Annotated in this window: 19 protein-coding genes; 10 read left to right on the top strand and 9 right to left on the bottom strand. The window is 73.5% G+C overall.

The window, feature by feature from the left end:
* Positions 1-6 precede the first annotated feature (6 nt).
* Positions 7-1,665: an alpha/beta hydrolase gene (locus ACZ5DC_RS01435; protein ID WP_468648236.1), complete on the top strand. Its 1,659-nt coding sequence runs from the start codon at positions 7-9 to the stop codon at positions 1,663-1,665.
* Between the two features lie 92 nt (positions 1,666-1,757).
* On the opposite strand, the gene hemQ is transcribed toward ACZ5DC_RS01435, so the two are convergent.
* Positions 1,758-2,489, bottom strand: coding sequence for a hydrogen peroxide-dependent heme synthase (hemQ, locus tag ACZ5DC_RS01430; RefSeq protein WP_468648234.1), 732 nt, complete (start codon positions 2,487-2,489; stop codon positions 1,758-1,760).
* A gap of 5 nt (positions 2,490-2,494) precedes the next feature.
* Positions 2,495-3,964: a protoporphyrinogen oxidase gene (hemG, locus tag ACZ5DC_RS01425; RefSeq protein ID WP_468648232.1), complete on the bottom strand. Its 1,470-nt coding sequence runs from the start codon at positions 3,962-3,964 to the stop codon at positions 2,495-2,497.
* A 157-nt stretch (positions 3,965-4,121) separates the two neighbouring features.
* Here hemG and ACZ5DC_RS01420 point away from each other — a divergent pair, with 157 nt between their 5' ends.
* Together ACZ5DC_RS01420 and ACZ5DC_RS01415 are read left to right on the top strand one after the other, a co-directional pair.
* Positions 4,122-5,096 (top strand): DUF4349 domain-containing protein, encoded by a 975-nt coding sequence (locus tag ACZ5DC_RS01420; protein WP_468648230.1) that lies wholly within the window; start codon positions 4,122-4,124, stop codon positions 5,094-5,096.
* A gap of 52 nt (positions 5,097-5,148) precedes the next feature.
* The gene (locus ACZ5DC_RS01415; RefSeq protein ID WP_468648228.1) at positions 5,149-6,549 is read left to right on the top strand and encodes an FAD-dependent oxidoreductase; all 1,401 of its coding nucleotides are present in this window, start codon (positions 5,149-5,151) and stop codon (positions 6,547-6,549) included.
* Positions 6,550-6,607: 58 nt separating this feature from the next.
* Here the strand turns inward: ACZ5DC_RS01415 and ACZ5DC_RS01410 are convergent, their stop codons facing one another.
* The gene (locus ACZ5DC_RS01410; protein WP_225808262.1) at positions 6,608-6,877 is read right to left on the bottom strand and encodes a hypothetical protein; all 270 of its coding nucleotides are present in this window, start codon (positions 6,875-6,877) and stop codon (positions 6,608-6,610) included.
* 96 nt (positions 6,878-6,973) lie between these two features.
* Between ACZ5DC_RS01410 and ACZ5DC_RS01405 the strand changes: the two genes are divergently transcribed.
* Positions 6,974-7,798, top strand: coding sequence for a rhomboid family intramembrane serine protease (locus ACZ5DC_RS01405; RefSeq protein WP_468648226.1), 825 nt, complete (start codon positions 6,974-6,976; stop codon positions 7,796-7,798).
* 13 nt (positions 7,799-7,811) lie between these two features.
* Here the strand turns inward: ACZ5DC_RS01405 and hemE are convergent, their stop codons facing one another.
* Positions 7,812-8,870, bottom strand: a complete 1,059-nt coding sequence (hemE, locus tag ACZ5DC_RS01400) for a uroporphyrinogen decarboxylase (RefSeq protein ID WP_468648224.1) — start codon at positions 8,868-8,870, stop codon at positions 7,812-7,814.
* Positions 8,871-8,996: 126 nt separating this feature from the next.
* On the opposite strand from hemE, the gene ACZ5DC_RS01395 reads away from it, so the two are divergent.
* The 5 genes from ACZ5DC_RS01395 (at position 8,997) to ACZ5DC_RS01375 (ending at position 15,674) form a co-directional block, all read left to right on the top strand.
* The gene (locus ACZ5DC_RS01395) at positions 8,997-9,674 is read left to right on the top strand and encodes a DUF3000 domain-containing protein (protein WP_468648222.1); all 678 of its coding nucleotides are present in this window, start codon (positions 8,997-8,999) and stop codon (positions 9,672-9,674) included.
* 260 nt (positions 9,675-9,934) lie between these two features.
* Positions 9,935-10,594, top strand: a complete 660-nt coding sequence (locus tag ACZ5DC_RS01390; protein WP_014675646.1) for a response regulator transcription factor — start codon at positions 9,935-9,937, stop codon at positions 10,592-10,594.
* A 146-nt stretch (positions 10,595-10,740) separates the two neighbouring features.
* Complete coding sequence (locus ACZ5DC_RS01385) at positions 10,741-12,027, top strand: ribonuclease D (RefSeq protein WP_468648220.1); 1,287 nt, start codon at positions 10,741-10,743, stop codon at positions 12,025-12,027.
* A gap of 303 nt (positions 12,028-12,330) precedes the next feature.
* Complete coding sequence (locus tag ACZ5DC_RS01380) at positions 12,331-13,548, top strand: thiolase family protein (protein ID WP_171151863.1); 1,218 nt, start codon at positions 12,331-12,333, stop codon at positions 13,546-13,548.
* Positions 13,545-15,674: a 3-hydroxyacyl-CoA dehydrogenase NAD-binding domain-containing protein gene (locus ACZ5DC_RS01375; protein ID WP_468648218.1), complete on the top strand. Its 2,130-nt coding sequence runs from the start codon at positions 13,545-13,547 to the stop codon at positions 15,672-15,674. Before ACZ5DC_RS01380 ends, ACZ5DC_RS01375 begins: the two co-directional genes overlap by 4 nt.
* 78 nt (positions 15,675-15,752) lie before the next feature.
* Here the strand turns inward: ACZ5DC_RS01375 and ACZ5DC_RS01370 are convergent, their stop codons facing one another.
* Positions 15,753-16,145, bottom strand: a complete 393-nt coding sequence (locus tag ACZ5DC_RS01370) for a hypothetical protein (RefSeq protein ID WP_366748183.1) — start codon at positions 16,143-16,145, stop codon at positions 15,753-15,755.
* A gap of 15 nt (positions 16,146-16,160) precedes the next feature.
* A complete protein-coding gene (locus ACZ5DC_RS01365; RefSeq protein ID WP_468648216.1) occupies positions 16,161-17,177 on the bottom strand; it encodes a PLL family lectin in 1,017 nt (338 codons plus the stop codon).
* Positions 17,178-17,256: 79 nt separating this feature from the next.
* Here ACZ5DC_RS01365 and ACZ5DC_RS01360 point away from each other — a divergent pair, with 79 nt between their 5' ends.
* Positions 17,257-17,652: a PIN domain-containing protein gene (locus tag ACZ5DC_RS01360; RefSeq protein WP_366748185.1), complete on the top strand. Its 396-nt coding sequence runs from the start codon at positions 17,257-17,259 to the stop codon at positions 17,650-17,652.
* Between the two features lie 198 nt (positions 17,653-17,850).
* Here ACZ5DC_RS01360 and ACZ5DC_RS01355 read toward each other — a convergent pair whose 3' ends face one another.
* The 3 genes from ACZ5DC_RS01355 to dxs form a co-directional block, all read right to left on the bottom strand.
* Complete coding sequence (locus ACZ5DC_RS01355; protein WP_468648214.1) at positions 17,851-19,305, bottom strand: glycosyltransferase family 39 protein; 1,455 nt, start codon at positions 19,303-19,305, stop codon at positions 17,851-17,853.
* Positions 19,306-19,376: 71 nt separating this feature from the next.
* Positions 19,377-20,897 carry an amino acid permease gene (locus ACZ5DC_RS01350; protein WP_468648212.1) on the bottom strand — a complete coding sequence of 507 codons (1,521 nt, stop codon included), beginning with the start codon at positions 20,895-20,897 and terminating at the stop codon, positions 19,377-19,379.
* A 152-nt stretch (positions 20,898-21,049) separates the two neighbouring features.
* The gene (gene dxs, locus ACZ5DC_RS01345) at positions 21,050-22,978 is read right to left on the bottom strand and encodes a 1-deoxy-D-xylulose-5-phosphate synthase (protein ID WP_468648210.1); all 1,929 of its coding nucleotides are present in this window, start codon (positions 22,976-22,978) and stop codon (positions 21,050-21,052) included.
* Positions 22,979-23,013: the final 35 nt, after the last annotated feature.

The following is a 23,013-nucleotide window of genomic DNA, read 5'->3' as shown; positions in this document are numbered from 1 at the left end:
TACGCGATGAAAGCTGCCGCCCTCTACTCGGCCGCCGGTTCCTTGCTCCTGACCACCCTGGCCGCGGCCCCGGCGGGCGGCACACCCGGCACCCCCGGCACGGCGGGCGCCCCCGGCGCGGCCGAGCTGCGCGGCACCGCGGTGGCCGTGGCCCGCGCCCGGGCGGCCGGGATCGACTTCGGTCCGTGCTCCGCCGCCGACGTCCCGGAGGCACCGGCCGGCGTGCGGTGCGGCACGGTGAGCGTCCCGCTGGACTACGCCCACCCGGACGGCAAGCTGATCCGGCTGACCGTCAGCCGCGCCGAGGCCACCCACAAGGACCCGCGCAACAGCAAGCGGAAGGTCCCCCGGCAGGGCGCCCTGGTCTTCGACCCGGGCGGCCCCGGCGCCTCCGGCATGTACTTCCCGCTCATCGGCACGGTCCCGGAGTGGCAGCGGGTCGCCGCCGCCTACGACCTCGTCGGCTACGCCCCGCGCGGCGTCGGCCGGTCGGCGCCGCTGTCCTGCGAGGACCCGAAGCGCTTCTTCAAGGCGCCCACCGCGGCGCCGACGCACCCCTCGGAGGCGTACAAGCGGCAGCGCGTCGCCCAGGCGAAGGCGTACGCGCGCGGCTGTGCCCAGCGGTCCGGAAGTGGGCTGCGGTTCTACAACTCGCTCAACAACGCCCGTGACCTCGACGTGCTGCGGGCGGCGCTGGGCGAGGACCGGCTGACCTTCATGGGGGCGTCGTACGGCACCTACTTCGGGGCGCTGTACGCGGCGATGTTCCCCTCCCACGTGCGGCGCATGGTGCTGGACTCGGCGGTGAACCCGGACCCGCAGAAGATCTGGTACCGCAGCAACCTGGACCAGTCGGCGGCGTTCGAGGAGCGCTGGGCGGACTTCCGCGAATGGATCGCCCGGCACGACGACGTGTACCACCTCGGCGCCACACCCGCGCGCGTGCAGCGCGGCTACGACACCGCGCGCGAACGGCTGGCCGGGAAGGCGGCGGGCGGGACGGTCGGTCCCGGCCAGTTGCAGAACGTCTTCCTGGCGGCCGCGTACTACGACGACTTCTGGCCGAGCCGCGCGGCGGCGCTCTCGGCGTACCTGCACGGCGATCCGAAGCCGCTGGTCCGGCTGGCCACGCCGAGCCCGGAGAGCGCCGCCGAGGCGGAGAACAGCAGCGCGGTGTACACGGCCGTGGAGTGCAACGACGCGCCCTGGCCGACGGACTGGGCGGTGTGGGACCGGGACAACACGCGGCTCGCCCGGGTGGCGCCCTTCGAGACCTGGGACAACGCGTGGATGAACCTGCCGTGCGCCTACTGGCCGGCGCCCCGGCAACGGCCGCTGGACGTGCGGACCGGGGTCGGCGAGCTGCCGCCGGTGCTGGTCCTGGCGGCGGAGCGGGACGCCGCCGCGCCGTACCAGGGCGCGCTGGAGATGAACCGGCGGCTGGCGGGCTCGGTGCTGGTGACCGAGCGGGACGCGGGCACGCACGGCGTCGGCGGCGGGCCCAACAGGTGCGTCAACGGGTACCTGGAGGCGTACCTGCTGGAGGGCCGCGTCCCGGCGCGGCACGCGTCGTGCGCGCCGCGCCCCGAACCGGTCGCCTCCGGCGGTCCGGCCGACGACGGGGTTCGGCGGGACGCGCTCAAGGGGAAAGCCGGCCGGCGGTAGGCGCGACCACCGGGGTGCGTGGCCGGGCCGTCGGCCGGCCGCGGGTTCGTACGGCCTGAGCGCGCCGTCCCCCCGTGCCCCTCCGGGGCGCCTCAGGCGAGGCCCGCCACCAGTTCGCCGATGTCCTTGCGGCGGCCCGTGAAGAACGGGACCTCCTCGCGGACGTGCCTGCGGGCCTCGGAGGCGCGCAGGTGGCGCATGAGGTCGACGATGCGGTAGAGCTCGTCGGCCTCGAAGGCCAGGATCCACTCGTAGTCGCCGAGGGAGAACGAGGCGACCGTGTTGGCGCGCACGTCCGGGTAGCCGCGGGCCATCTTGCCGTGGTCGGCGAGCATCCGGCGCCGGTCCTCGTCGGGCAGCAGGTACCAGTCGTAGGAGCGGACGAAGGGGTAGACGCTCACGTAATCGCGGGGCGTCTCGTCGGCGAGGAACGCCGGGATGTGCGAGCGGTTGAACTCGGCGGGGCGGTGCAGCGCCATGTTCGACCACACCGGCTCCAGCGCGCGGCCGAGCCTCGTGCGGCGGAAGAGGTTGTACGCCTCCTGGAGCTGGTCGCTGGTCTCGGCGTGCCACCAGATCATGAGGTCGGCGTCGGCGCGCAGGCCGGAGACGTCGTAGGTGCCGCGGATCGTCACGTCCTTGGCGGCGAGCTGGTCGAACAGCTCCTGGACCTCGTCGGCGTATCCCGCGCGGTCCTCCGGGAGGACGTCCTTCAGCTTGAAGACGGACCAGAGGGTGTAGCGGATGACCTCGTTGAGGTCCTTGGCCAGCTTGCCCTTGTTCGGGACCCTGCCGGACTCGGTGGTGGGGGCGTCGTCACTCATGGTCCCTATTCTCCCGCTCCGCCGTGCAGGCTCTGCACCGGGTTGGCCGTCAGCTCCCGCACCCCGGCGAGGTCGCCGCCGAGCTGGTCCACCGCCGCGTACGCGCTCGCGATGCAGGCCGGGACGCCGACGCCGTCGTACTGGGCGCCGCACACCGCGAGCCCCGGGAGCTTGGCGATCTGCTCCCGGACGCGGGCCACGCGCGCGTGGTGCCCGACGGGGTACTGCGGCAGGCCGTCGGTCCAGCGGGTGACCCGGGTCCGCAGCGGTGCCGCGTCCAGGCCCGTGGCCTGCCGCAGGTCGTGCCGGGAGACTTCCACCAGGCCGGCGTCGTCCCGGCCGAGGACCTCCGTCTCGCCGTAGCGGCCCACGGACGTGCGCAGGACGACCACGTCCGGGTCCTCCCCGGCGATCCAGCCCCACTTCTGGGAGGCGAAGGTGGCGGCCTTGATGGTCCGGCCGTCGACGGGCGGCACCAGGAAGCCGCTGCCCTCGGGCAGGCGCAGGTCGGCGCGCCGGTAGGCGAGGGTGACGAGGGCCATCGAGGCGTACTCGACGGCGGCCAGCTCGGCGGCGGCGCCCGGGGACTCGGCGCGCAGCAGGGCGGCGGCGGCCGGGGCGGGTACGGCGACGATCACGGCGTCGGCGTGCAGCAGGCGCTCCCCGGCCCTGATCCGCCAGCCGCCGGCCGCCTCCCGGCGCAGTTCACGCGCGGGCGTGCCGGTCAGGATCTCGCCGCCCCGCGCGCGCACCGAGTCGGCGACCGCCGACGGCAGCCGCCCGACCCCGCCGGCGATGCCCATGAAGACCGGCCCGGTCTGCTGCTGGGCGGCGGCCTTCGCCTGGATCTCCCGGACGCCCTGCGTGAGGGAGACGTGGGTGCGGGCGGCCTGGAAGAGCTGCGGGACGGCGGAGCGCATGGAGATGCGGTAGGCGTCGCCCGCGTACACCCCGCCGAGCAGGGGTTCGACGAGCCGGTCGACGACCTCGCGGCCGAGCCGGGCCGCCACGTACTCCCCCACGGCGACGTCGTCGCCGGTCTCGGTGCGGGGCAGGTCGGCGTCGCGCTCGATGCGGGCCAGGCCCTCGTCCGAGAGGACGCCGGTCAGGGCGGCGGCGGTGCCGGGCACGCCCATCACATGGCCCTTGGGCATGGGCCGCAGGGCACCGCGGGTCCAGATCGAGGCGGTGGCGGTGGCGGGCGGCTGGAGCAGCTCGCCCAGTCCGGCCTCGCGGGCGAGGGCCACGGCCTCGGGGCGGCGGGCGAGCAGGGACTCGGCACCCAGGTCGACCCGCACGCCGGCGATCTCGCCGGGCAGCAGCTTGCCGCCGACCCGGTCGCCGGCCTCCAGCACGGTCACCCGCGCTCCGCGTCCCAGCAGCCGGTGCGCGGCGGCCAGTCCGGCGATGCCGGCCCCGATGACGACGACGTGCCCCGGGCTCCCGCCCGGCGCGCTGCTACCCGTTGCGCTCATGCCCCCACTCTCTCAGACCCCACCGGCGCCCCCGCCGGGAGGCGGTGTCCGGGACGAGTCCGGACCGTGACCGCATCGGAACCGGCGCCGCCGATCGTTCCCGCGCGGTCCGCCGTCGAAGGACCGTCCCAGCCCGCAAGCCCCGGGGGTACCGCCCATGCGCACACCACGCACCGCTCGCCGCCGCCGGACCCTGGCCGGGGTCCTGCTCGCCGCCTGTCTCGCGCTCGCCGGGTGCGGCGGCGCCGGCGACCTGGGCGGCTCCTCGAAGGCCGCCTCGGACGGCAGGGCCGGGGCGGCCGGCGCCCGCGGCGGCTCGGCCGGTGCCGGCGGGGCGGAGGGCGGCAGGCCCGTGCGCGGGACGCCGAAGCTCACCCCGGACGCGATCGTCCGCACCGCGTCCCTCACCGTCGAGGCCGAGGACGTGTCCAGGGCTCTGGAGGCGGCCCGGACGACCGCCGAGGACGCGGGCGGCTACGTCGGCGACGAGACGACGAGCCGGGACGCCGACGGGCACGAGCGGACCCGGGTCGTCCTGCGCGTGCCGGCCGGGAGGTACGACGAGGTCCTCACCGGCCTCCAGGGAGCGGGCCGGGTGGTCGACCGCACGGCCAAGGCGGTCGACGTCACCGACCAGGTCGTGGACGTGGACAGCCGGGTGGCGTCGCAGCGGGCCAGCGTGGCCAGGATCCGCGCGCTGATGGACAGGGCGGCCAAGCTGGGCGACGTCGTCGCCCTGGAGGGGGAGCTGAGCAGCCGCCAGGCCGATCTGGAGGCGCTGCCGGCCCGGCAGGCGTCCCTGAAGGACCGCACCGGCCTGGCCACCATCACCCTGTCGCTGTCCGAGGCCCCGGTGCGGCGGGCGGCCGGCTCGCCGGGCTTCACGGACGCGCTGGCGGGCGGCTGGCACGCGTTCGCCGACGTGCTGCGCTGGATCGCGCTGGCGCTCGGAGCCGCCCTGCCGTTCGCGGCCCTCGCGGCGCTGCTGGTGCTGCTGTGGCCGCGGGTCGTACGGCCCCGGCTGCCGCGCCGTACGGAGCCCGCGAAGGCGACGGCCGCGCCCGGCCCGCTGCCGTCGGCCCGCCCGGCACCCGGGTCCGCCGAGCCGGCCGCGCGGGGCGCGGCGGACTGAGCCCGGGAGGGCGGCCGGGACGGGGAGGGGCCGCGCCCCGTAGCGTGGTCCCATGACCATGAGCGGTGGGCGGGGCAACGACGGCAGGGAACGGCTGGTCGTGATCGGCGGCGACGCCGCGGGCATGTCCGCGGCGTCGCAGGCGCGGCGGCTGAAGGGCCCCGGGGAGCTGGAGATCGTGGCCTTCGAGCGCGGCCACTTCACCTCCTTCTCGGCGTGCGGCATCCCGTACTGGGTGGGCGGCGAGGTACCCGAGCGGGACCGTCTCATCGCCCGGACGCCCGAGGAGCACCGGGAGCGCGGGATCGATCTGCGGCTGCGCACCGAGGTCACGGAGATCGACGTGCCGGGACAGCGGGTACGCGCGCGTGACGTCGATTCCGGCGCGGAGTCCTGGACGCCGTACGACCGGCTCGTCATCGCCACCGGCGCCCGCCCGGTCCGTCCGGACCTGCCCGGCGTGGACGCCCCCGGTGTGCACGGCGTGCAGACCCTGGACGACGGGCAGGCCCTGCTGGACACGCTGGCCGGCACGCGCGGCCGCAGGGCGGTGGTCGTCGGGGCCGGCTACATCGGCGTCGAGATGGCCGAGGCGCTGATCAACCGGGGCTTCGAGGTGACGGTCGTCAACCGCGGCAAGGAGCCCATGTCGACGCTCGACCCGGACATGGGCCGGATGGTGCACCGGGCCATGCAGGGCCTGGGCATCACCATGGTCAACAACGCGGAGGTCACCAAGGTCCTCACCGGGGACGACGGCCGGGTGCGCGCGGTGGCCACGGAGCACGCCGAGTACCCGGCGGATCTGGTGGTCCTGGGCATCGGCGTCCGCCCGGAGACCTCCCTCGCCCGCGCGGCCGGCCTCCCGCTCGGCGCCCACGGCGGGCTGCTCACCGACCTCGCGATGCGGGTGCGCGGGCACGAGGACATCTGGGCGGGCGGGGACTGCGTGGAGGTGCTGAACCTGGTCTCCGGGCAGGAGCAGTACGTCCCGCTCGGCACCCACGCCAACAAGCACGGCCAGGTCATCGGCACCAACGCCGGCGGCGGCTACGCCACCTTCCCCGGTGTCGTCGGCACGGCGGTCAGCAAGGTCTGCGACCTGGAGATCGCCCGCACCGGGCTGCGGGAGAAGGACGCCCGCCGGGTGGGCCTGCGCTTCGAGACGGTCACCATCGAGTCGACCAGCCGCGCCGGCTACTACCCCGGTGCCGCCCCCATGACGGTCAAGATGCTCGCCGAGTCGCGCACGGGCCGGTTGCTGGGCGTGCAGATCGTCGGCAGGGAGGGGGCGGCGAAGCGGGTCGACATCGCGGCCGTGGCGCTGACCGCGCAGATGACGGTGGAGCAGATGACGGCCCTGGACCTGGGCTACGCCCCGCCGTTCTCACCGGTGTGGGACCCGGTCCTGGTGGCGGCGCGGAAGGCCGCCGCGAAGGTGCGGGCGAGCTGACCGGCGGGAGGGGCGCGGGCAGCGACCGGCCGCGAGGGCGCCGCACCCCGCGGCGCGCCTACGCCGTGCCGGTGATCCGCGGCAGGGCGGAGACCGCCGCCGGCTGTTCACCGGAGGGCTTCGCGTGGGACGCCGGCGGCCGGCTGGACCGCAGCCGGTAGCTGACCGCCTCGTCCAGGGTCACGGGCCGCTGCATCTGCGTGGCGAGCCGGCCCGCCTCCTGGCCGAGCCGCGCGACGTCCTCCCAGGGGAGCCGTACGACAAGAGAGATCTCCGCCTCACCGTCGGGCAGAGCGTGCATCGCCGAAACCTGCGGAGCGTTCGTCATCGCCTGTTCCTCACGTCGGTCGGTTGTGAAGGGATACGCACACGCGCCCGACGGCGTTCACCGATTCGTACGCCCGATCGCGGGCACTACTCCTGTGTGGTCATCCCCGTTCATGACGTGAACCCGGTGCGCCGCACCCCCTGGGTGACGTACGCCCTCATCGCCGCCAATGTGCTGGTGTTCATCACCACGCCCGGCATAGCCGGTTCCGTGGCGGGCAGCAGCCGGCTGGCGCAGCTGTGCCACCTTCAGGCCTTCATGGACCACTACGCGGCGGTCCCCCGGGAACTGATCCACCATCAGATGCCCCGGGTCGTCCCGACCGGGGACGTCGGCGTGGGCCCCGGCGGCCCCGGCTGCGTCGTCGGGCCGCCCGGCTACGACAAGTCCCCGCCGCTGTCTGTCTTCACGGCGATGTTCCTGCACGGCGGCTGGCTGCACCTGCTGGGCAACATGCTCTTCCTGCTGATCTTCGGCAACAACGTCGAGGACCGGATGGGCCACATCCGCTACTTCCTCTTCTACGTCGTCTGCGGCTACGCGGCCGGCTACGGCTTCGCGCTGCTCAACGACACCTCCTCGGACCCCCTGATCGGCGCTTCCGGCGCGATCGCCGGCGTCCTCGGCGCCTATCTGGTCCTCTACCCGAGGGCCAGGGTGTGGGTCCTGGTGCCGTTCCTGGTCTTCCTGCCGCTGAGGCTGCCCGCCTGGCTGGTGCTGGGCTTCTGGTTCGGGCTCCAGGCGGTGTACTCGTCCGGGCACGGGATGTCCGGCGCCGGCACGGTGGCGTACGCGGCGCACGTGGTCGGCTTCGTGGCCGGCATGCTGCTGGCCTGGCCGCTCAAGCCCGGCACACCGCCCCCGCCGGAGCCGCCCGGCCTGCTGTTCGGCAGGCGCGCGCGGCCCCACTACTCCTGGTGAGCCGGCCGGCGGCTCAGCGCGCGGTGGCGGTGTGGACGTACTCCACGAGCCGGGTCAGCGCGTCCGGGTCGGTGTTCGGCATGACGCCGTGGCCGAGGTTGAAGACGTGGCCCTCCAGGCCGGCGGCGGCGTCGAGCACCTCGCGGGCCTTGGCGGCGACGGTCTCCTTGTCGGTGAACAGGACGGTCGGGTCCAGGTTGCCCTGGAGCGCCTTGCCGGGGCCGACGCGGCGGGCGGCCTCGTCGAGCGGGACGCGCCAGTCGGCGCCGACGACGTCCGCGCCGGCCTCGCCCATGAGCTTCAGCAGCTCACCGGTGCCGACGCCGAAGTGGATGCGCGGGACGCCGTACCCGGCGACCGCGTCGAAGACCTTCGCGGAGGCCGGCATGACCGACGTGCGGTAGTCGGCGGGGGCCAGGGCGCCGGCCCAGGAGTCGAAGAGCTGGACGGCGCTCGCGCCGGCCTCGATCTGGACCTTCAGGAAGGCGGCCGTGATGTCGGCGAGGCGGTCCAGCAGGTCGGCCCACAGCTCGGGGTCGCCGTACATCATCGCCTTGGCGTTCTCGTACGTGCGCGAGGGGCCGCCCTCGACCAGGTAGCTCGCGAGGGTGAAGGGCGCGCCCGCGAAGCCGATCAGCGGGGTGGCGCCCAGCTCGCGGGTGAGCATGCCGATGGCCTCGGTGACGTAGGGGACGTCCTCGGGGGTGAGGTCGCGCAGCCGGGCCAGGTCGGCGCGGGTGCGGACCGGCTGCTCGACGACCGGGCCGACGCCGGGCTTGATGTCGAGGTCGAGGCCGATGGCCTTCAGCGGGACGACGATGTCGCTGAAGAAGATCGCCGCGTCCACGTCGTGCCGGCGCACCGGCTGGAGCGTGATCTCGGTGACCAGCTCGGGCCGCATGCACGACTCCAGCATGGGAACGCCCTCGCGCACCTTGCGGTACTCCGGCAGGGAGCGCCCGGCCTGGCGCATGAACCACACCGGGGTGTGCGGCACGGGTTCGCGCCTGCACGCCTTGAGGAAGGCGCTGTCGTACGTCGCTGTCGGCTGCGGGGTGTCATTGGCGGTCACGAGGCAAGTTTCGCACGCCGCCGGGCGGGGACCGGGCCGGTGTCCCCGGTGGCCGGGCGCAGCCGGGCAGGCCGCAGCGGGTGTCTTGCCCTGCACGACGCCCCGGTTCCCCTTACTCTTCCCCGCATGGCTGCGGCTCACGGACGAATGTCGGACAGCGCTGACGGAACGGGCGACGTGAAGGACACCGAGGGGGCGGACGGGCACCCCGGTGCCTCGGGTCCGCCGGCTTTCCGCACCGCGGTCGAGGCCCTGCGCGCCAGCCGGCTGCGGCCGCAGGTGGAGGTGGAGCCGACGCCGGCCCCGCAGCGGCTCGCCCCCTACGCGTACGCGGTGGAGGCGGTGGTGGTGGACGGCGAGCAGGAGCTGGCCGACGGGCGGCTGGTGCTGCTGCACGACCCGGCCGGGCACGACGCCTGGCGGGGCACGTTCCGGCTGGTGACGCTGGTGCGCGCGGAGCTGGAGCCGGAGATGGCGGCCGATCCGCTGCTGCCGGAGGTGTGCTGGTCCTGGCTGACCGGGGCGCTGGCGGCGCGCGGGCTGGGCTACGGGGAGCCGAGCGGCACGATCACGCGTGCCAGCTCGCACTACTTCGGCGGGCTGGCCGAGCGGCCGGCCGCGTCGCAGATCGAGATCCGGGCCTCCTGGACGCCCCGCGAGGGCCTGGGCGGGGTGCCGGACACGGCCGCGCATCTGTCCTCCTGGTGCGATCTGCTGGCACAGGTCGCGGGCCTGCCGCCGGCCGGGCCCGGGGACGCGTCGGTGGTGTCCCTGCCGCAGCGCAGGGGCCCGCAGTCCCGGTGACCGCTCGGCGCCACACCCTTCGTTGACCGTCTCTTTGTCGATACGGCCATTTTCCGTACTCGAATCGCACCCGCTCGAACCGACTTGATCTTCGGATGATCGATCGCGTGTCCGAATTGCACAGATTGTTACTCACTAGATCGTGATCATTCTCTAAAGGCGGACGAGTTTGCTGCCGAAGACGACTGTGACCTTGAAAGCACGGTTCGTCCCGGCTTCATCCCCACAAGCCGGCCCCGTCCCCCCACCCAGGAGGCCTGGTGTCCGTTCTCCTCGAGCAACCCGCAAGCCTGGTCGCCTACCGCCCGAACAAGCCGACCGCCATGGTGGTCGTGGCCGACCCCCGCGTCCGCTCCACCGTCACCCGCCACCTGTGGGCGCTCGGCGTGCGCGATGTCATCGAGGCCTCGTCCATCGCGGAGGCTCGTCCCCGCATCGGCAACCCCCGCGACATCTGCGTCGCCGACGTCCACCTGCCCGACGGCTCCGGCCTCACCCTGCTGTCCGAGACCCGCGCCGCGGGCTGGCCCAACGGACTCGCCCTCTCCGCCGCCGACGACATCGGCGCCGTCCGCAACGCGCTGGCCGGCGGCGTCAAGGGCTACGTCGTCACCGGCACCCGCACCAACATCGGGCTGCCCGCCCGGCCCGGTGCCGCTCCCCTCGGCGCCGCCGCCCGTATGCACCGCCGCCCCCCGGGTGCCCCGAGCCACCCGGGCGGCTACCGGGAGCTGTCCGGACGCGAGGTCGAGGTGCTGCGGCTGGTCGCGGAGGGCCAGTCGAACAAGGCGATCGGCGTCTCCATGGGCCTGTCCGCCCTGACCGTGAAGAGCCACCTCGCCCGCATCGCCCGCAAGCTGGGGACGGGGGACCGGGCCGGCATGGTGGCCGTGGCCCTGCGCACCGGAATCATCCACTGAGCCCACCGGACGCCCCCTTCGGCGCATCCGGCCTTCACTCGTGTGAACCAGCCCTTTCCCCGAGCTGACTGGTTTACGCCCCTCTCGCGCCCGTCGACGGAACGTTCCGTCGACGGGCGCGGTCCACACACGGATACCCTTGACAGGTGACCGACGCCCAAGACACCGCAGCAGACAGTTCCCTGCGCACCGCCGGGGGCACCCCTCCGGACGACGCAGGTTCTTCTGTGACGGGGGCGCCGACTCCTTTGCTGGAACCGCGCGAGGGCATCCCGCCCGTGATCGCCGACGAGGCGGCCCTCGACCGGGTGGTCGCCGCCTTCGCCGCCGGCACCGGCCCGGTCGCCGTGGACGCCGAGCGCGCCTCCGGCTACCGCTACGGGCAGCGCGCCTACCTCGTGCAGCTGCGCCGCGAGGGCGCCGGGACCGCGCTGATCGACCCCGTCGCCTGCCCCGACCTGTCCGGCCTCGGCGAAGCCCTGTCCGGCGTGGAGTGGGTGCTGCACGCGGCCACCCAGGACCTGCCCTGTCTGCGCGAGATAGGCATGGTCCCGAGCCGCCTGTTCGACACCGAGCTGGCCGGCCGGCTCGCGGGCTTCCCGCGGGTCGGTCTCGGCGCCATGGTGGAGGGCGTCCTCGGCTTCGTCCTGGAGAAGGGCCACTCGGCCGTCGACTGGTCGACCCGCCCGCTCCCCGAGCCCTGGCTGCGGTACGCGGCGCTCGACGTCGAGCTCCTCGTCGACCTCCGGGACGCCCTGGAGAAGGAGCTGGACCGGCAGGGCAAGCTGGAGTGGGCCCTGCAGGAGTTCGACGCGATCGCGTCCGCGCCCCCGGCCGAGCCGCGCAAGGACCCCTGGCGCCGTACGTCCGGGATGCACAAGGTGCGCCGGCGCCGGCAGCTCGCGGTCGTGCGCGAGCTGTGGCAGACGCGGGACCGGATCGCGCAGCGGCGGGACGTGTCGCCGGGGAAGGTGCTGAGCGACACGGCCATCGTGGAGGCGGCGCTGGCCCTGCCGGGCAGTGTGCACGTCCTCGCCGGGCTGAACGGGTTCGGGCACCGGATGGGGCGGCGGCAGCTGGAGCAGTGGCAGGCCGCGGTGGACCGCGCCAAGGCCCTTCCCGACAGCGCGCTGCCGCAGCCGGGGCAGCCGGTGACGGGGCCCCCGCCGCCGCGCGCCTGGGCCGACAAGGACCCGGCCGCGGCCGCTCGCCTGTCCGCCGCCCGGGCGGGGGTGACCGCACTGGCCGAACGGCTCGCCATGCCCCAGGAGAACGTGATCTCTCCGGACACGGTGCGGCGGATCTGCTGGGAGCCGCCGGCGCCCGTCGACGAGGGGTCCGTGGGTGCCGCGCTGGCCGGGTACGGAGCGCGGCCCTGGCAGATCGGGCTGGTCACGCCGGTGCTGGTCGACGCCCTGTCGGCCCGGGACTGAGAGGCGCCGGGCCGGCGGACCGTCACCTGCCCGCTCCTCGCACGCGGGCGCCGCGGGGGCCGCGGAAGCGGAAGGGGGACGGCGAGATCGCGCCAAGATCCTGGGAGAGAGGGTGCTGGACGCGTGGCGCGCCGGACCGGCTCGCGGGCCGTGGAACCGGGCCGCCGGCCGGACGCGGAAGATGTGACCTTCGCCGCTCCCGTCTCCCGGACTGTGCAGCTACGTTACTCATAAGTAGCATGGGTCCTGAGCGCGCGCTCAGCGCAACGCAGCAGTGCCATCCCGCACAGGAGGAGAGCCATCGTGCCTCGTACCGTCAGGGACGTCGTCTTCGTCGACGGCGTCCGTACCCCGTTCGGCAAGGCGGGCCCGAAGGGCATCTACCACGAGACCCGCGCCGACGACCTCGTCGTGAAGGCGATCCGGGAGCTGCTGCGCCGCAACCCCGGTCTGGACCCGAAGAAGATCGACGAGGTGGCCATCGCGGCGACCACGCAGATCGGTGACCAGGGTCTGACCCTCGGCCGTACCGCCGGCATCCTCGCGGGTCTGCCGCAGTCCGTGCCCGGTTACTCCATCGACCGCATGTGCGCCGGCGCGCTGACCGCCGTGACGACCACCGCCGGTTCGATCGCCTTCGGCGCCTACGACGCCGTCATCGCCGGTGGTGTCGAGCACATGGGGCGCCACCCGATGGGCGAGGGCGTCGACCCGAACCCGCGGTTCGTGAGCGAGAAGCTGGTCGACGAGTCGGCCCTCTTCATGGGCATGACCGCGGAGAACCTGCACGACCGCTACCCGCACATCACCAAGCTGCGCGCCGACGAGTACGCGGTGCGCTCGCAGGAGAAGGCCGCCAAGGCGTACGCCAACGGCAAGATCCAGGCCGATCTGGTGCCGATCTCGGTGCGCCGGACCAGCCCGGAGGGCGGGGAGACCGGCTGGGGCCTGGTCACCGCCGACGAGCCGATGCGCCCGGGGACCACCCTGGAGAACCTGGCGAACCTCAAGACGCCGTTCCGTGTGCACGGCCGGGTCACCGCGGGCAACGCGGCCGGCCTGAACGACGGCGCCACCGCGTCGATCATCGCGAGCGAGGACTTCGCCCGCGAGAACGGCCTGCCGGTCAAGATGCGCCTGGTGTCGTACGCCTTCGCGGGCGTCGAGCCTGAGGTCATGGGCTACGGCCCGATCCCGGCCACGGAGAAGGCCCTCGCCAAGGCGGGCCTGTCCATCTCCGACATCGGCCTGTTCGAGATCAACGAGGCCTTCGCCGTGCAGGTGCTGGCCTTCCTCGACCACTACGGCATCGCCGACGACGACGAGCGCGTCAACCAGTACGGCGGCGCCATCGCCTTCGGCCACCCGCTGGCCTCCTCCGGTGTCCGCCTGATGACGCAGCTGGCCCGCCAGTTCGAGGAGCAGCCGCACGTCCGCTACGGCCTGACCACCATGTGCGTCGGCTTCGGCATGGGCGCGACGGTCGTCTGGGAGAACCCGCACTTCGAGGGGGACAAGTGAGCACCACCGCCGAGCTTCTGAAGCAGGCCTCGGACCTGTTCCCCGACGAGGTCGTCACCAGTGCGCACGTACGCCACTTCGACCTGCCCTTCGGCGCCGGCCGCTTCGCGCTGATCACGCTGGACAACGGCCTGGACCACACCAAGCCGACCACCTTCGGCCCCGCCTCGCTCGCGAATCTGAACACCGCGATCGACCAGGTCGAGAAGGAGGCCGCGGACGGCGAGATCGTCGGTGCCGGCATCACCGGCAAGCCGTTCATCTTCGCGGTCGGCGCCGACCTCAAGGGCGTCGAGCTGCTGAAGGAGCACGAGCACGCGCTCGCCATCGGCAAGGGCGGCCACGAGGTCTTCAAGCGCCTGGCGAAGCTGGCCGTCCCGACCTTCGCCTACTACAACGGCGCGGCGATGGGCGGCGGCGTCGAGGTCGGCCTGCACTGCACCTACCGCACCGTCTCCAAGGCGATCCCGGCGTTCTCGCTGCCCGAGGTCTTCCTCGGCCTGGTGCCCGGCTGGGGCGGCTGCACGCTGCTGCCGAACCTGATCGGCCCCGAGAAGGCCGTCTCGGTCATCATCGAGAACTCGCTCAACCAGAACAAGCAGCTCAAGGGCCGGCAGGTCTTCGACCTCGGGATCGCCGACGCGCTCTTCGAGGGCGCCGACTTCCTGGAGCAGTCGCTGATCTGGACCGCCCAGGTGCTCAAGGGCGACATCAAGGTCGAGCGCCCGGTGATCGACCGCGGCGAGGCCTGGGACCAGGCCGTCGCCAAGGGCCGCTTCATCGCGGACTCCAAGGTGCACGGCGCGGCCCCGGCCGCCTACCGCGCCCTCGACATCATCGCCGCCGCGAAGAACGAGGACCTCCAGCAGGGCTTCGACGCCGAGGACCAGGCCCTCGCCGACCTGATCATGGGCGGTGAACTGCGCGCCGGCATCTACGCGTTCAACCTGGTGCAGAAGCGCGGCAAGCGCCCCGCCGGCGCCCCGGACAAGAACCTGGCGCGCCCGGTCACCAAGGTGGGCGTGGTCGGCGCGGGCCTCATGGCCTCCCAGCTGGCGCTGCTGTTCCTGCGCCGCCTGGAGGTGCCGGTCGTGCTGACCGACATCGACCAGGAGCGGGTCGACAAGGGCGTGGGCTACGTCCACGCCGAGATCGACAAGCTGCTCGGCAAGGGCCGGATCAACCAGGACAAGGCCAACCGCCTCAAGGCACTGGTGACCGGTGTCCTGGACAAGGCGGAGGGCTTCTCCGACGCGGACTTCGTCATCGAGGCCGTGTTCGAGGAGATCGGTGTCAAGCAGCAGGTGTTCGCCGAGGTCGAGGCGGTCGCCCCGGCGCACGCCATCCTCGCCACCAACACCTCGTCCCTGTCGGTGACGGAGATGGCGTCGAAGCTCAGGCACCCGGAGCGGGTCGTGGGCTTCCACTTCTTCAACCCGGTGGCCGTCCTGCCGCTGCTGGAGATCGTCCGCGGCGAGAAGACCGACGACGCGTCCCTCGCGACCGCGTTCGCCGTCGCCAAGAAGCTCAAGAAGACCGCGGTGCTGGTCAAGGACGCCCCGGCGTTCGTCGTGAACCGCATCCTGACCCGCTTCATGGGCGAGATCCAGAACGTCATCGACGAGGGCACCCCGGTCGAGGTCGCCGAGAAGGCCGTCGAGCCGCTCGGTCTGCCGATGTCCCCGCTGGTGCTGCTGGAGCTGGTCGGCCCAGCCATCGGTCTGCACGTCTCGGAGACCCTGCACGGCGCGTTCCCGGACCGCTTCACGGTCTCCCCGAACCTCAAGGCGGTCGTGGAGGCGGGCAAGCGCGGCTTCTACGTCTACGACAGCGGCAAGCCGGAGCTGGACCCGGAGGTCGCGGCGCTGCTCAAGCAGGGCGACGTCGTGCTGACCGAGGAGCAGGTGCGGGCGCGGGTGCTGGACGCGGTGGCGCAGGAGATCGGGCTCATGCTCGACGAGGGCGTCGTCGCCGAGGCCCAGGACATCGACCTGTGCCTGATCACGGGTGCCGGCTGGCCCTTCCACCTGGGCGGCATCACGCCGTACCTGGACCGTGAGGGCGTCAGCGAGCGCGTCAACGGCAAGCGGTTCCTGGCGCCGGGCGTGGCGAGCGTCCCGGCGTGACGCTGCACCGGTGAGCATCGGGTGCCCGCACTCCGCCCGGGGTGCGGGCACCCGGCGTTTCCGGGTGCCGGCCGGGGCTCAGGCTCCGGCGGGACGGCCGTCGTCGACGTGGACGACGTGCAGCTCCCTGCCGTCCCGGTCGCGGCGGGAGCGCCCGAGGATGCCCACGGCCAGGTGTGAGGGGTCCTCGGAATCCTCCAGGGCGACGAAGGTGACGACGTCCGGGTGGTGGCCCGTCACCAGCCAGCCCTCGCCGTTGTCCAGTTCGAGCACCCGGAAGTCGCCCGCCGGACCGCCCACGCTCACGGGGCCGTACTCGCGCAGGATGCCGGTGGCCCGGTCGGCGAGCCCTCCCCCGGGCTCCTCCAGCACCACGCACGTGCCGTGCTCGAACAGCACCCACGGTTTCCCGGATCCGGCGAGCAGACGCCGCCAGGCGTCGATGAGTGTCTCGGTGTCCACGACGGCCATCACATCATGGCGCGCTCAGACCTCCCGCCACGCCTCCAGCGCCAGGCCCGGCTCGTCCTTGCGCCGGGTCAGCAGGAGCCGTCCGGCCGACGGGGACAGCGTTGCCGCGACCACCCGGTCCTCCTCGTCCGTCGTGAGGGACACCAGCGCGTCCAGGGGGAGTTCGGGACCCGACTCGGTCCACCAGGCGCCCGCCGACTCCAGCTCGGTCGGGTACGCGGCGAAGGCCACGCGGCGGCTCTCGGTCCGCTGGACCAGCAGGGTGCAGTCGTGCCCGTCCAGGTCGCAGCGGACCGCCGACACCGGGCCGGGGCCGGCCGCGGGCAGCAGGGTGACCGGCTCGCCGCCCGGACGCCAGGCGCACAGGTCGCCGGAGGTGCCGGTGTAGAAGACGGTCGTGCGCTCCGGGGAGGTGGCCAGGGCGCGCAGGGTGCCCGGGCGGACCGGTGCCTTCAGCGTCTCCTGGAGCACGGGCTGGGCGCCCGGCTCCTCCTGACGCCAGTGCAGCAGGCCCTCGGGGGCGGCCGCGTACAGCTCGACCCGGCCGGACTCCCCCGTGACCGCCGCGAGTCCGTCGTGGACCTCCTCGCCCTTCAGGTCCCTCCAGGGGTCCCAGCCGCCCTTCTCCTTCTGGGCGAGCATGCTGACTCCGCCGCCCTTGTTGCGGACGAAGACATGGGCGCGGCCCTCGGCGTCCACCGCGACGGCGGGCGTGCCGGTGCGGTCGCCCTTCTTGTCCGGGTGGCCGATCGGGTGCCAGTCCAGGGCCGCCAGGTGCGGGCGGAAGTGCGTGGAGTGCACGAGTCCGGACTCGCCCTTGGCAGTGGGCCGCCAGGAGACCAGGTGGGCGTAGCCGTCGGCGCCCTGGCCGACCGCCAGGACGGTGTGCAGTCGCTGCTCGCCACCGACCTTGCGCGGGGCGGACCAGGGGCCGCGGGGGCCGCGCTCCGCCCGGCACAGGACGGCGTCGCCCGACAGCTGGTAGACACTGAGCCGGCCGTCTCGGCCGCGGAGGAGCCAGTCGCCGTTCACCGGTTCACTTTAAGCCGCCCGGTACCGGCCCCGGGGTCCGGCCCCGGCCGTCAGCCGTGGTCATGGCACCCTGGGGTCCATGACCGGCCCGCAGGACCCCGCCGCCCCTCCCCCCGCCCCTCTGCTCGTCGTGGTGGACGGCGCGAACGTCGTCGGGTCGCGGCCCGACGGCTGGTGGCGGGACCGCAAGGGGGCGGCCGAGCGGCTGCGGGACCGGCTGGCGGGCGGGGGCCTGCCCGGGCACCCGGGTCCCGTGGAGATCGTGCTCGTGGTCGAGGGCGCGGCCCGGGGCGTGGCGTCCGTACCGGGCGTGCGGGTGGAGTCGGCGCCGGGCAGCGGGGACGACCGGATCGTGGAGCTGACCGCCGAGCACGCCGGCCGGCCCCGCCTGGTGGTGACCGCCGACCGCGAACTGCGCCGCCGTGTGACGGCCCTGGGCGCGGAGGTGGCGGGCCCCCGCACGATCCTGGACTGAGCGGCACGACCCGCTCACGGGAGCTGGGGCCCCGGAGCACGGGCCAGGCCCGCCGACAGCGGCTCCCGGCGCTCGGGAGGCCGCCCCAACCGGTCCGGCGCCGCCGCACCCGCCCCGGGCCGTGCCCCCGTCCCTCCCCCGTCCCGCGCACCCCCGCACCGAGCCTTGCCCCGCCGCCCCGGAGGCCCGGCCTCGTCGTCAGCCGTGTGGCACCCGGGCGTACAGGACCGCGCCGTCCACCCGGGCCACCTCCGTGTAACCCGCCGTCAGCAGGCGGTGCAGGGTGGGCAGGCGGGCGGGGGCGTACGGCTTGCCGCGGGAGTCGTCGACGACCAGCGCGGGGGCGTGCGCGGTCATCTCGCGCCGGAAGACCGGCCAGGCGCCGGCGACGGCGTACCTCTCGCCGACCTGGGGGCCGTCCCGGCCGCCGCTGTAGTTGGTGAGCAGGCCCGCGGTGAGGTAGCGGGTGGCGGGGGTGCGGCCGGCCAGCCAGTACGTCTCCGGGTGTATCCCCCAGACGAGGATCCGGTCGGCGGGCGCCGTGCGCTGCGCGAGGGCCGCGGCCAGCCGTTCGGCGTGCGCGAGTTCGGGCCGGGGGGCGAGCAGGCCCCAGCCGACGAAGAGGGCGCAGCAGCAGGCCGAGGTGAGCACGGCGCCCGCGTGCCCGTCCCGGGGCAGGACGCGCAGCGCGGCGGTGGCCAGCAGGGCGAGGGGCGGGGTGAGTTGCAGGTAGTAGTGGCCGAAGAAGTGGCAGCCGAGGGCGACGGCGAGCGCCGAGGAGGCCAGCCACAGCCACAGCCACGCCTCGGCCGCTCCGGCGCGGGCGCCGCGCAGGGCCCGTACGACCGATGGGAGCAGCCCCGCGGACGCCACCGCCAGGATCGCGGTGTTGGTCAGCGCTCGGGCCAGGACGTGGAGTTCGGAGCCGGTGACGGAGGCGTAGGCGGTGGAGCCGGTCACCGTCCAGAACAGGAAGCCGGCCGGGTCCGTCGCCAGGGCCGCGCCGAGCACGGGTGCGGCGCAGCCGGCCACCAGCCGTGGCAGGCCCGCGCGGGTGCCGCCCCGCTGGCGCAGCAGCCAGACCACCGGCAGCAGCACCGCGCCGCCGGTCTGCTTGGTGAGGAACGCGGCGGCGACGGCGGCCCCGGCGGCGCCCCAGCGCCCCCGGTCGGCGCACCACAGGGCGGCGGCCGTCCAGGGCAGTATGAACACCTCGAAGGTGGCGGCCTGCGCGTCCTCCGGGTTGAGCCCGACGGAGACCAGCAGGTACAGCACCCCGGCGGTGCGGCCGGAGCGCTCGCCCCAGCGGCGGCGGGCCAGGGAGGCCAGCAGGGCGGCGGTGAGGAGCTGGGTGAGGACGGCGAGCACCCGCAGCGGGGTCAGGGAGCCGGAGCCGCAGAGCGCGAACGCGGCCTGGTAGAGCCAGGGCAGCAGCGGCGGTTTGCGGTCGACGACGGTGTCGTACAGCTCCCCGCCCTGGGCGAGCAGCCGCGCCTGTACGGCCAGGAAGCCCTCGTCCGGGTTCCACAGCGGCCGGCGGAAGGAGGGGAGCCGGGTGACGCAGGCCAGGGTCGCGAGGAGGGGCAGCAGCCGCGCCCAGTACGCCGTCCGGGTGACCGTGGTCCGTGCGGGGGCGAGCGGGGCGACGAGCATGGTCGCACGCTATCCGGCCCCGCCGTCCCAGCCGAAGCGGGACATACGGGGCCGGGCCTTGAGTGTGCGGGTCACCCCGTCGCCTTCGGCGGGGGCGCGGCCTCGCCGGCCGGGGCCTGCTCGCGCCGGGCGAGGCGGCTGTGCGTACGGCCGTAGAAGAAGTAGACGAAGAAGCCGATGACCATCCAGATGGCGAACCGGATCCAGGTCTCGGCGGGCAGGTTGAGCATCAGCCACAGCGAGGCGCACACGGACAGGACCGGCACGACCGGGACCCACGGGGTGCGGAAGGCGCGGTGCAGGTCAGGGCGGGACCTGCGCAGGATGATGACGCTCAGGGCGACGACGATGAACGCGAACAGCGTGCCGATGTTCACCAGTTCGGCGAGTTCGCTGAGGCTGGTGAAGCCCGCGACGATCGCGATGACGCCGCCGAGCAGGATGGTGGACCGGTACGGGGTGCGGAACCGCGGGTGGGTGTGCGCGAAGAAGCGGGGCAGCAGTCCGTCGCGGCTCATGGCGAAGAAGACCCGGGACTGGCCGAGCAGCAGGATCATGCACACCGTGGTCAGGCCGACGGCGGCGCCGAAGCTGATCAGGCCCGCGTACCAGGGATGCCCGGTGGCCTTGAACGCGTCGGCGAGGGGCGCCTTGATCGACAGCGCGCTGTACTTCTGCATGCCGGTGACGACGATCGACACGGCGACGTACAGGGCGGTGCAGATGATCAGGGAGCCCAGGATGCCGCGCGGGACGTCGCGCTGCGGGTTGCGGGTCTCCTCGGCGGCGGTGGCGACGACGTCGAAGCCGATGAACGCGAAGAAGACCACGGAGGCCGCGGTGAAGATGCCCATGACGCCGAAGTGCGAGGGCGCCCAGCCGATCATCAGCTGGATCAGGGGGGCCTTGAGGTTCCCGCCCGCCTCGGCCGGCTGCGCCTTCGGGATGAAGGGGTCGTAGTTGCCGGCCTTCACGAAGAAGGCGCCCGCGATGATCACGACGAGGACGACGGCCACTTTGACGGCGACGACCACGGAGGTGACCCGCGCGGACAGCTTCATCCCGATGACGAGGATGGCGGTGAGCACCAGGACCAGGGCCGCGGCGAGGATGTCGAAGCCGAAGCCGGTGGCACCGTCCCGGCCGGACAGGGCCTCGGGCAGGTGCCAGCCTGCGTTGTCGAGCAGCGAGGCTATGTACCCGGACCAGCCGACCGCGACCACGGCCGTGCCGAGCGCGAGTTCGAGGACGAGGTCCCAGCCGATGATCCAGGCGGGGAGTTCGCCGAGCGAGGCGTAGGAGAAGGTGTAGGCGGAGCCCGCCACGGGGACGGTGGAGGCGAACTCGGCGTAGCAGAGGGCGGCGAGCGCGCAGACGACACCGGCCACGACGAAGGACAGCGACACGGCGGGGCCGGCGGTGTTCCTCGCCGCTGTGCCGGTGAGGACGAAGATTCCGGTGCCGATGATGACACCGACGCCGAACACGGTCAGGTCGAGGGCGGTCAGCGACTTCCTGAGCGAGTGTTCGGGTTCCTCGGTGTCCTGGATGGACTGCTCGACGTTCTTCGTCCGGAACAGCGCGTTGCTCACGTACCTACCTCCCACGCTTGTGAGACCTCGATATGGCTCAACATGATCGAGAGGGCCGGGGAGCGTATTCCCCGGCACAGGCAGGTTCACGCAAACGGGCCGGTTCCGCCACCGGGGGAAGGGGCGGAACCGGCCTGTGTAGGGGGCGTCTCCTAGTCGCGCGCGGGCTCCACGGAGTCCACGGCACCCGCCGTACGGTCGAACCGCCCGTCCAGCTTGGAGACGAGCCCGGTGACCTGGCGCGCGATGTCGGGCGCGGTCAGCCCGATCTCGGCCATGACCTCGGCGCGGGAGGCGTGGTCGAGGAAGCGCGGCGGGATGCCGAAGTCGCGCAGCGGCACGTCCACGCCCGCGTCCCTGAGGGCCTGGGCGACGGCGGAGCCGACACCGCCGACGCGGCTGTTGTCCTCGACGGTGACGACGACCCGGTGCCGTTCGGCCAGCGGGGCCATGGCCTCGTCGACGGGCTTGACCCAGCGGGGGTCGACGACGGTGGTGGAGATGCCCTGCTTGTTCAGCAGCTCCGCGATCTCCAGGCACATCGGGGCGAGCGCGCCGACGGAGACCAGCAGCACGTCGGGCCGGTCGGTGCCCGGCTCCCGGAGCACGTCCATGCCCCCGATCCGGCCCACGGCGGGTACGGCCGGGCCGACGGCGCCCTTGGAGAAGCGCACCACGGTCGGCGCGTCCTCGACGGCGACGGCCTCGCGCAGCTGGGCGCGCACCTGATCGGCGTCGCGCGGCGCGGCGAGCCGCAGCCCCGGCACCACCTGGAGGATCGACATGTCCCACATGCCGTTGTGCGAGGCGCCGTCGGTGCCGGTGACACCGGCCCGGTCGAGCACGAAGGTGACCCCGCACTTGTGCAGGGCCACGTCCATGAGGACCTGGTCGAAGGCGCGGTTGAGGAAGGTGGCGTACACGGCGAAGACCGGGTGGAGGCCGCCGTACGCGAGGCCGGCGGCGGAGACGGCGCCGTGCTGCTCGGCGATCCCGACGTCGTACACCCGCTCGGGGAAGCGCTTGGCGAACTTGTCGAGACCCACGGGCTGGAGCATGGCCGCCGTGATGGCGACGACGTCCTCGCGCTCCTCGCCGAGCCTGACCATCTCCTCGCCGAAGACGGAGGTCCAGTCGGCGCCGGAGGTGGCGATCGGCAGTCCGGTGTCGGGGTGGATCTTGCCGACGGCGTGGAACCGGTCGGCCTCGTCCTGGAGGGCGGGCTGGTAGCCGCGGCCCTTCTCGGTCAGGCAGTGCACGATCACCGGCCCGCCGAAGCGCTTGGCCCGGGCCAGCGCCGACTCCAGCGCCTCGATGTCGTGGCCGTCGATCGGGCCGACGTACTTCAGGCCGAGGTCCTCGAACATGCCCTGCGGGGCGATGAAGTCCTTCAGCCCCTTCTTGGCGCCGTGCAGCGTCTCGTACAGCGGTTTGCCGACGACCGGGGTGCGGTCGAGGATGTCCTTCGTCCGTGCGAGGAAGCGCTCGTAGCCGTCGGTGGTGCGCAGCGTCGCCAGGTGGTTGGCGAGTCCGCCGATGGTGGGGGCGTACGACCGCTCGTTGTCGTTGACGACGATGACCAGCGGCCGGTCCTTGGCCTCGGCGATGTTGTTGAGCGCCTCCCAGGCCATGCCGCCTGTCAGGGCCCCGTCACCGATGACGGCGACGACGTGGCTGTCGCTCCGGCGCAGCTGGTTGGCCTTGGCGATGCCGTCGGCCCAGCCGAGCACGGTGGAGGCGTGGCTGTTCTCGATGACGTCGTGCTCGGACTCGGCCTGCGAGGGGTAGCCCGAGAGGCCGCCCTTCATCTTCAGCCGGGAGAAGTCCTGCCGGCCGGTGAGCAGCTTGTGCACGTAGGACTGGTGGCCGGTGTCCCACAGCACCTTGTCCTTCGGGGACTCGAACACCCGGTGCAGGGCGATGGTCAGCTCCACGACACCGAGGTTGGGGCCCAGGTGCCCGCCGGTCTTGGAGACCTCCTGGACGAGGAAGGTCCGGATCTCCTCCGCCAGCTGGTCCAGCTCCTCCAGGCTGAGCCGGTCCAGATCGCGCGGTCCCCTGATGCGGGTCAGCAGCGGCACCCGTGCCTCCTTGCAGTAGAGCTGATCGAGCTGTT

The sequence above is a fragment of the Streptomyces sp. NPDC031445 genome, from assembly GCF_055581365.1.
Note: the sequence above shows the minus strand (reverse complement) of the source record. Positions and strands in the feature narration are given on the sequence as shown.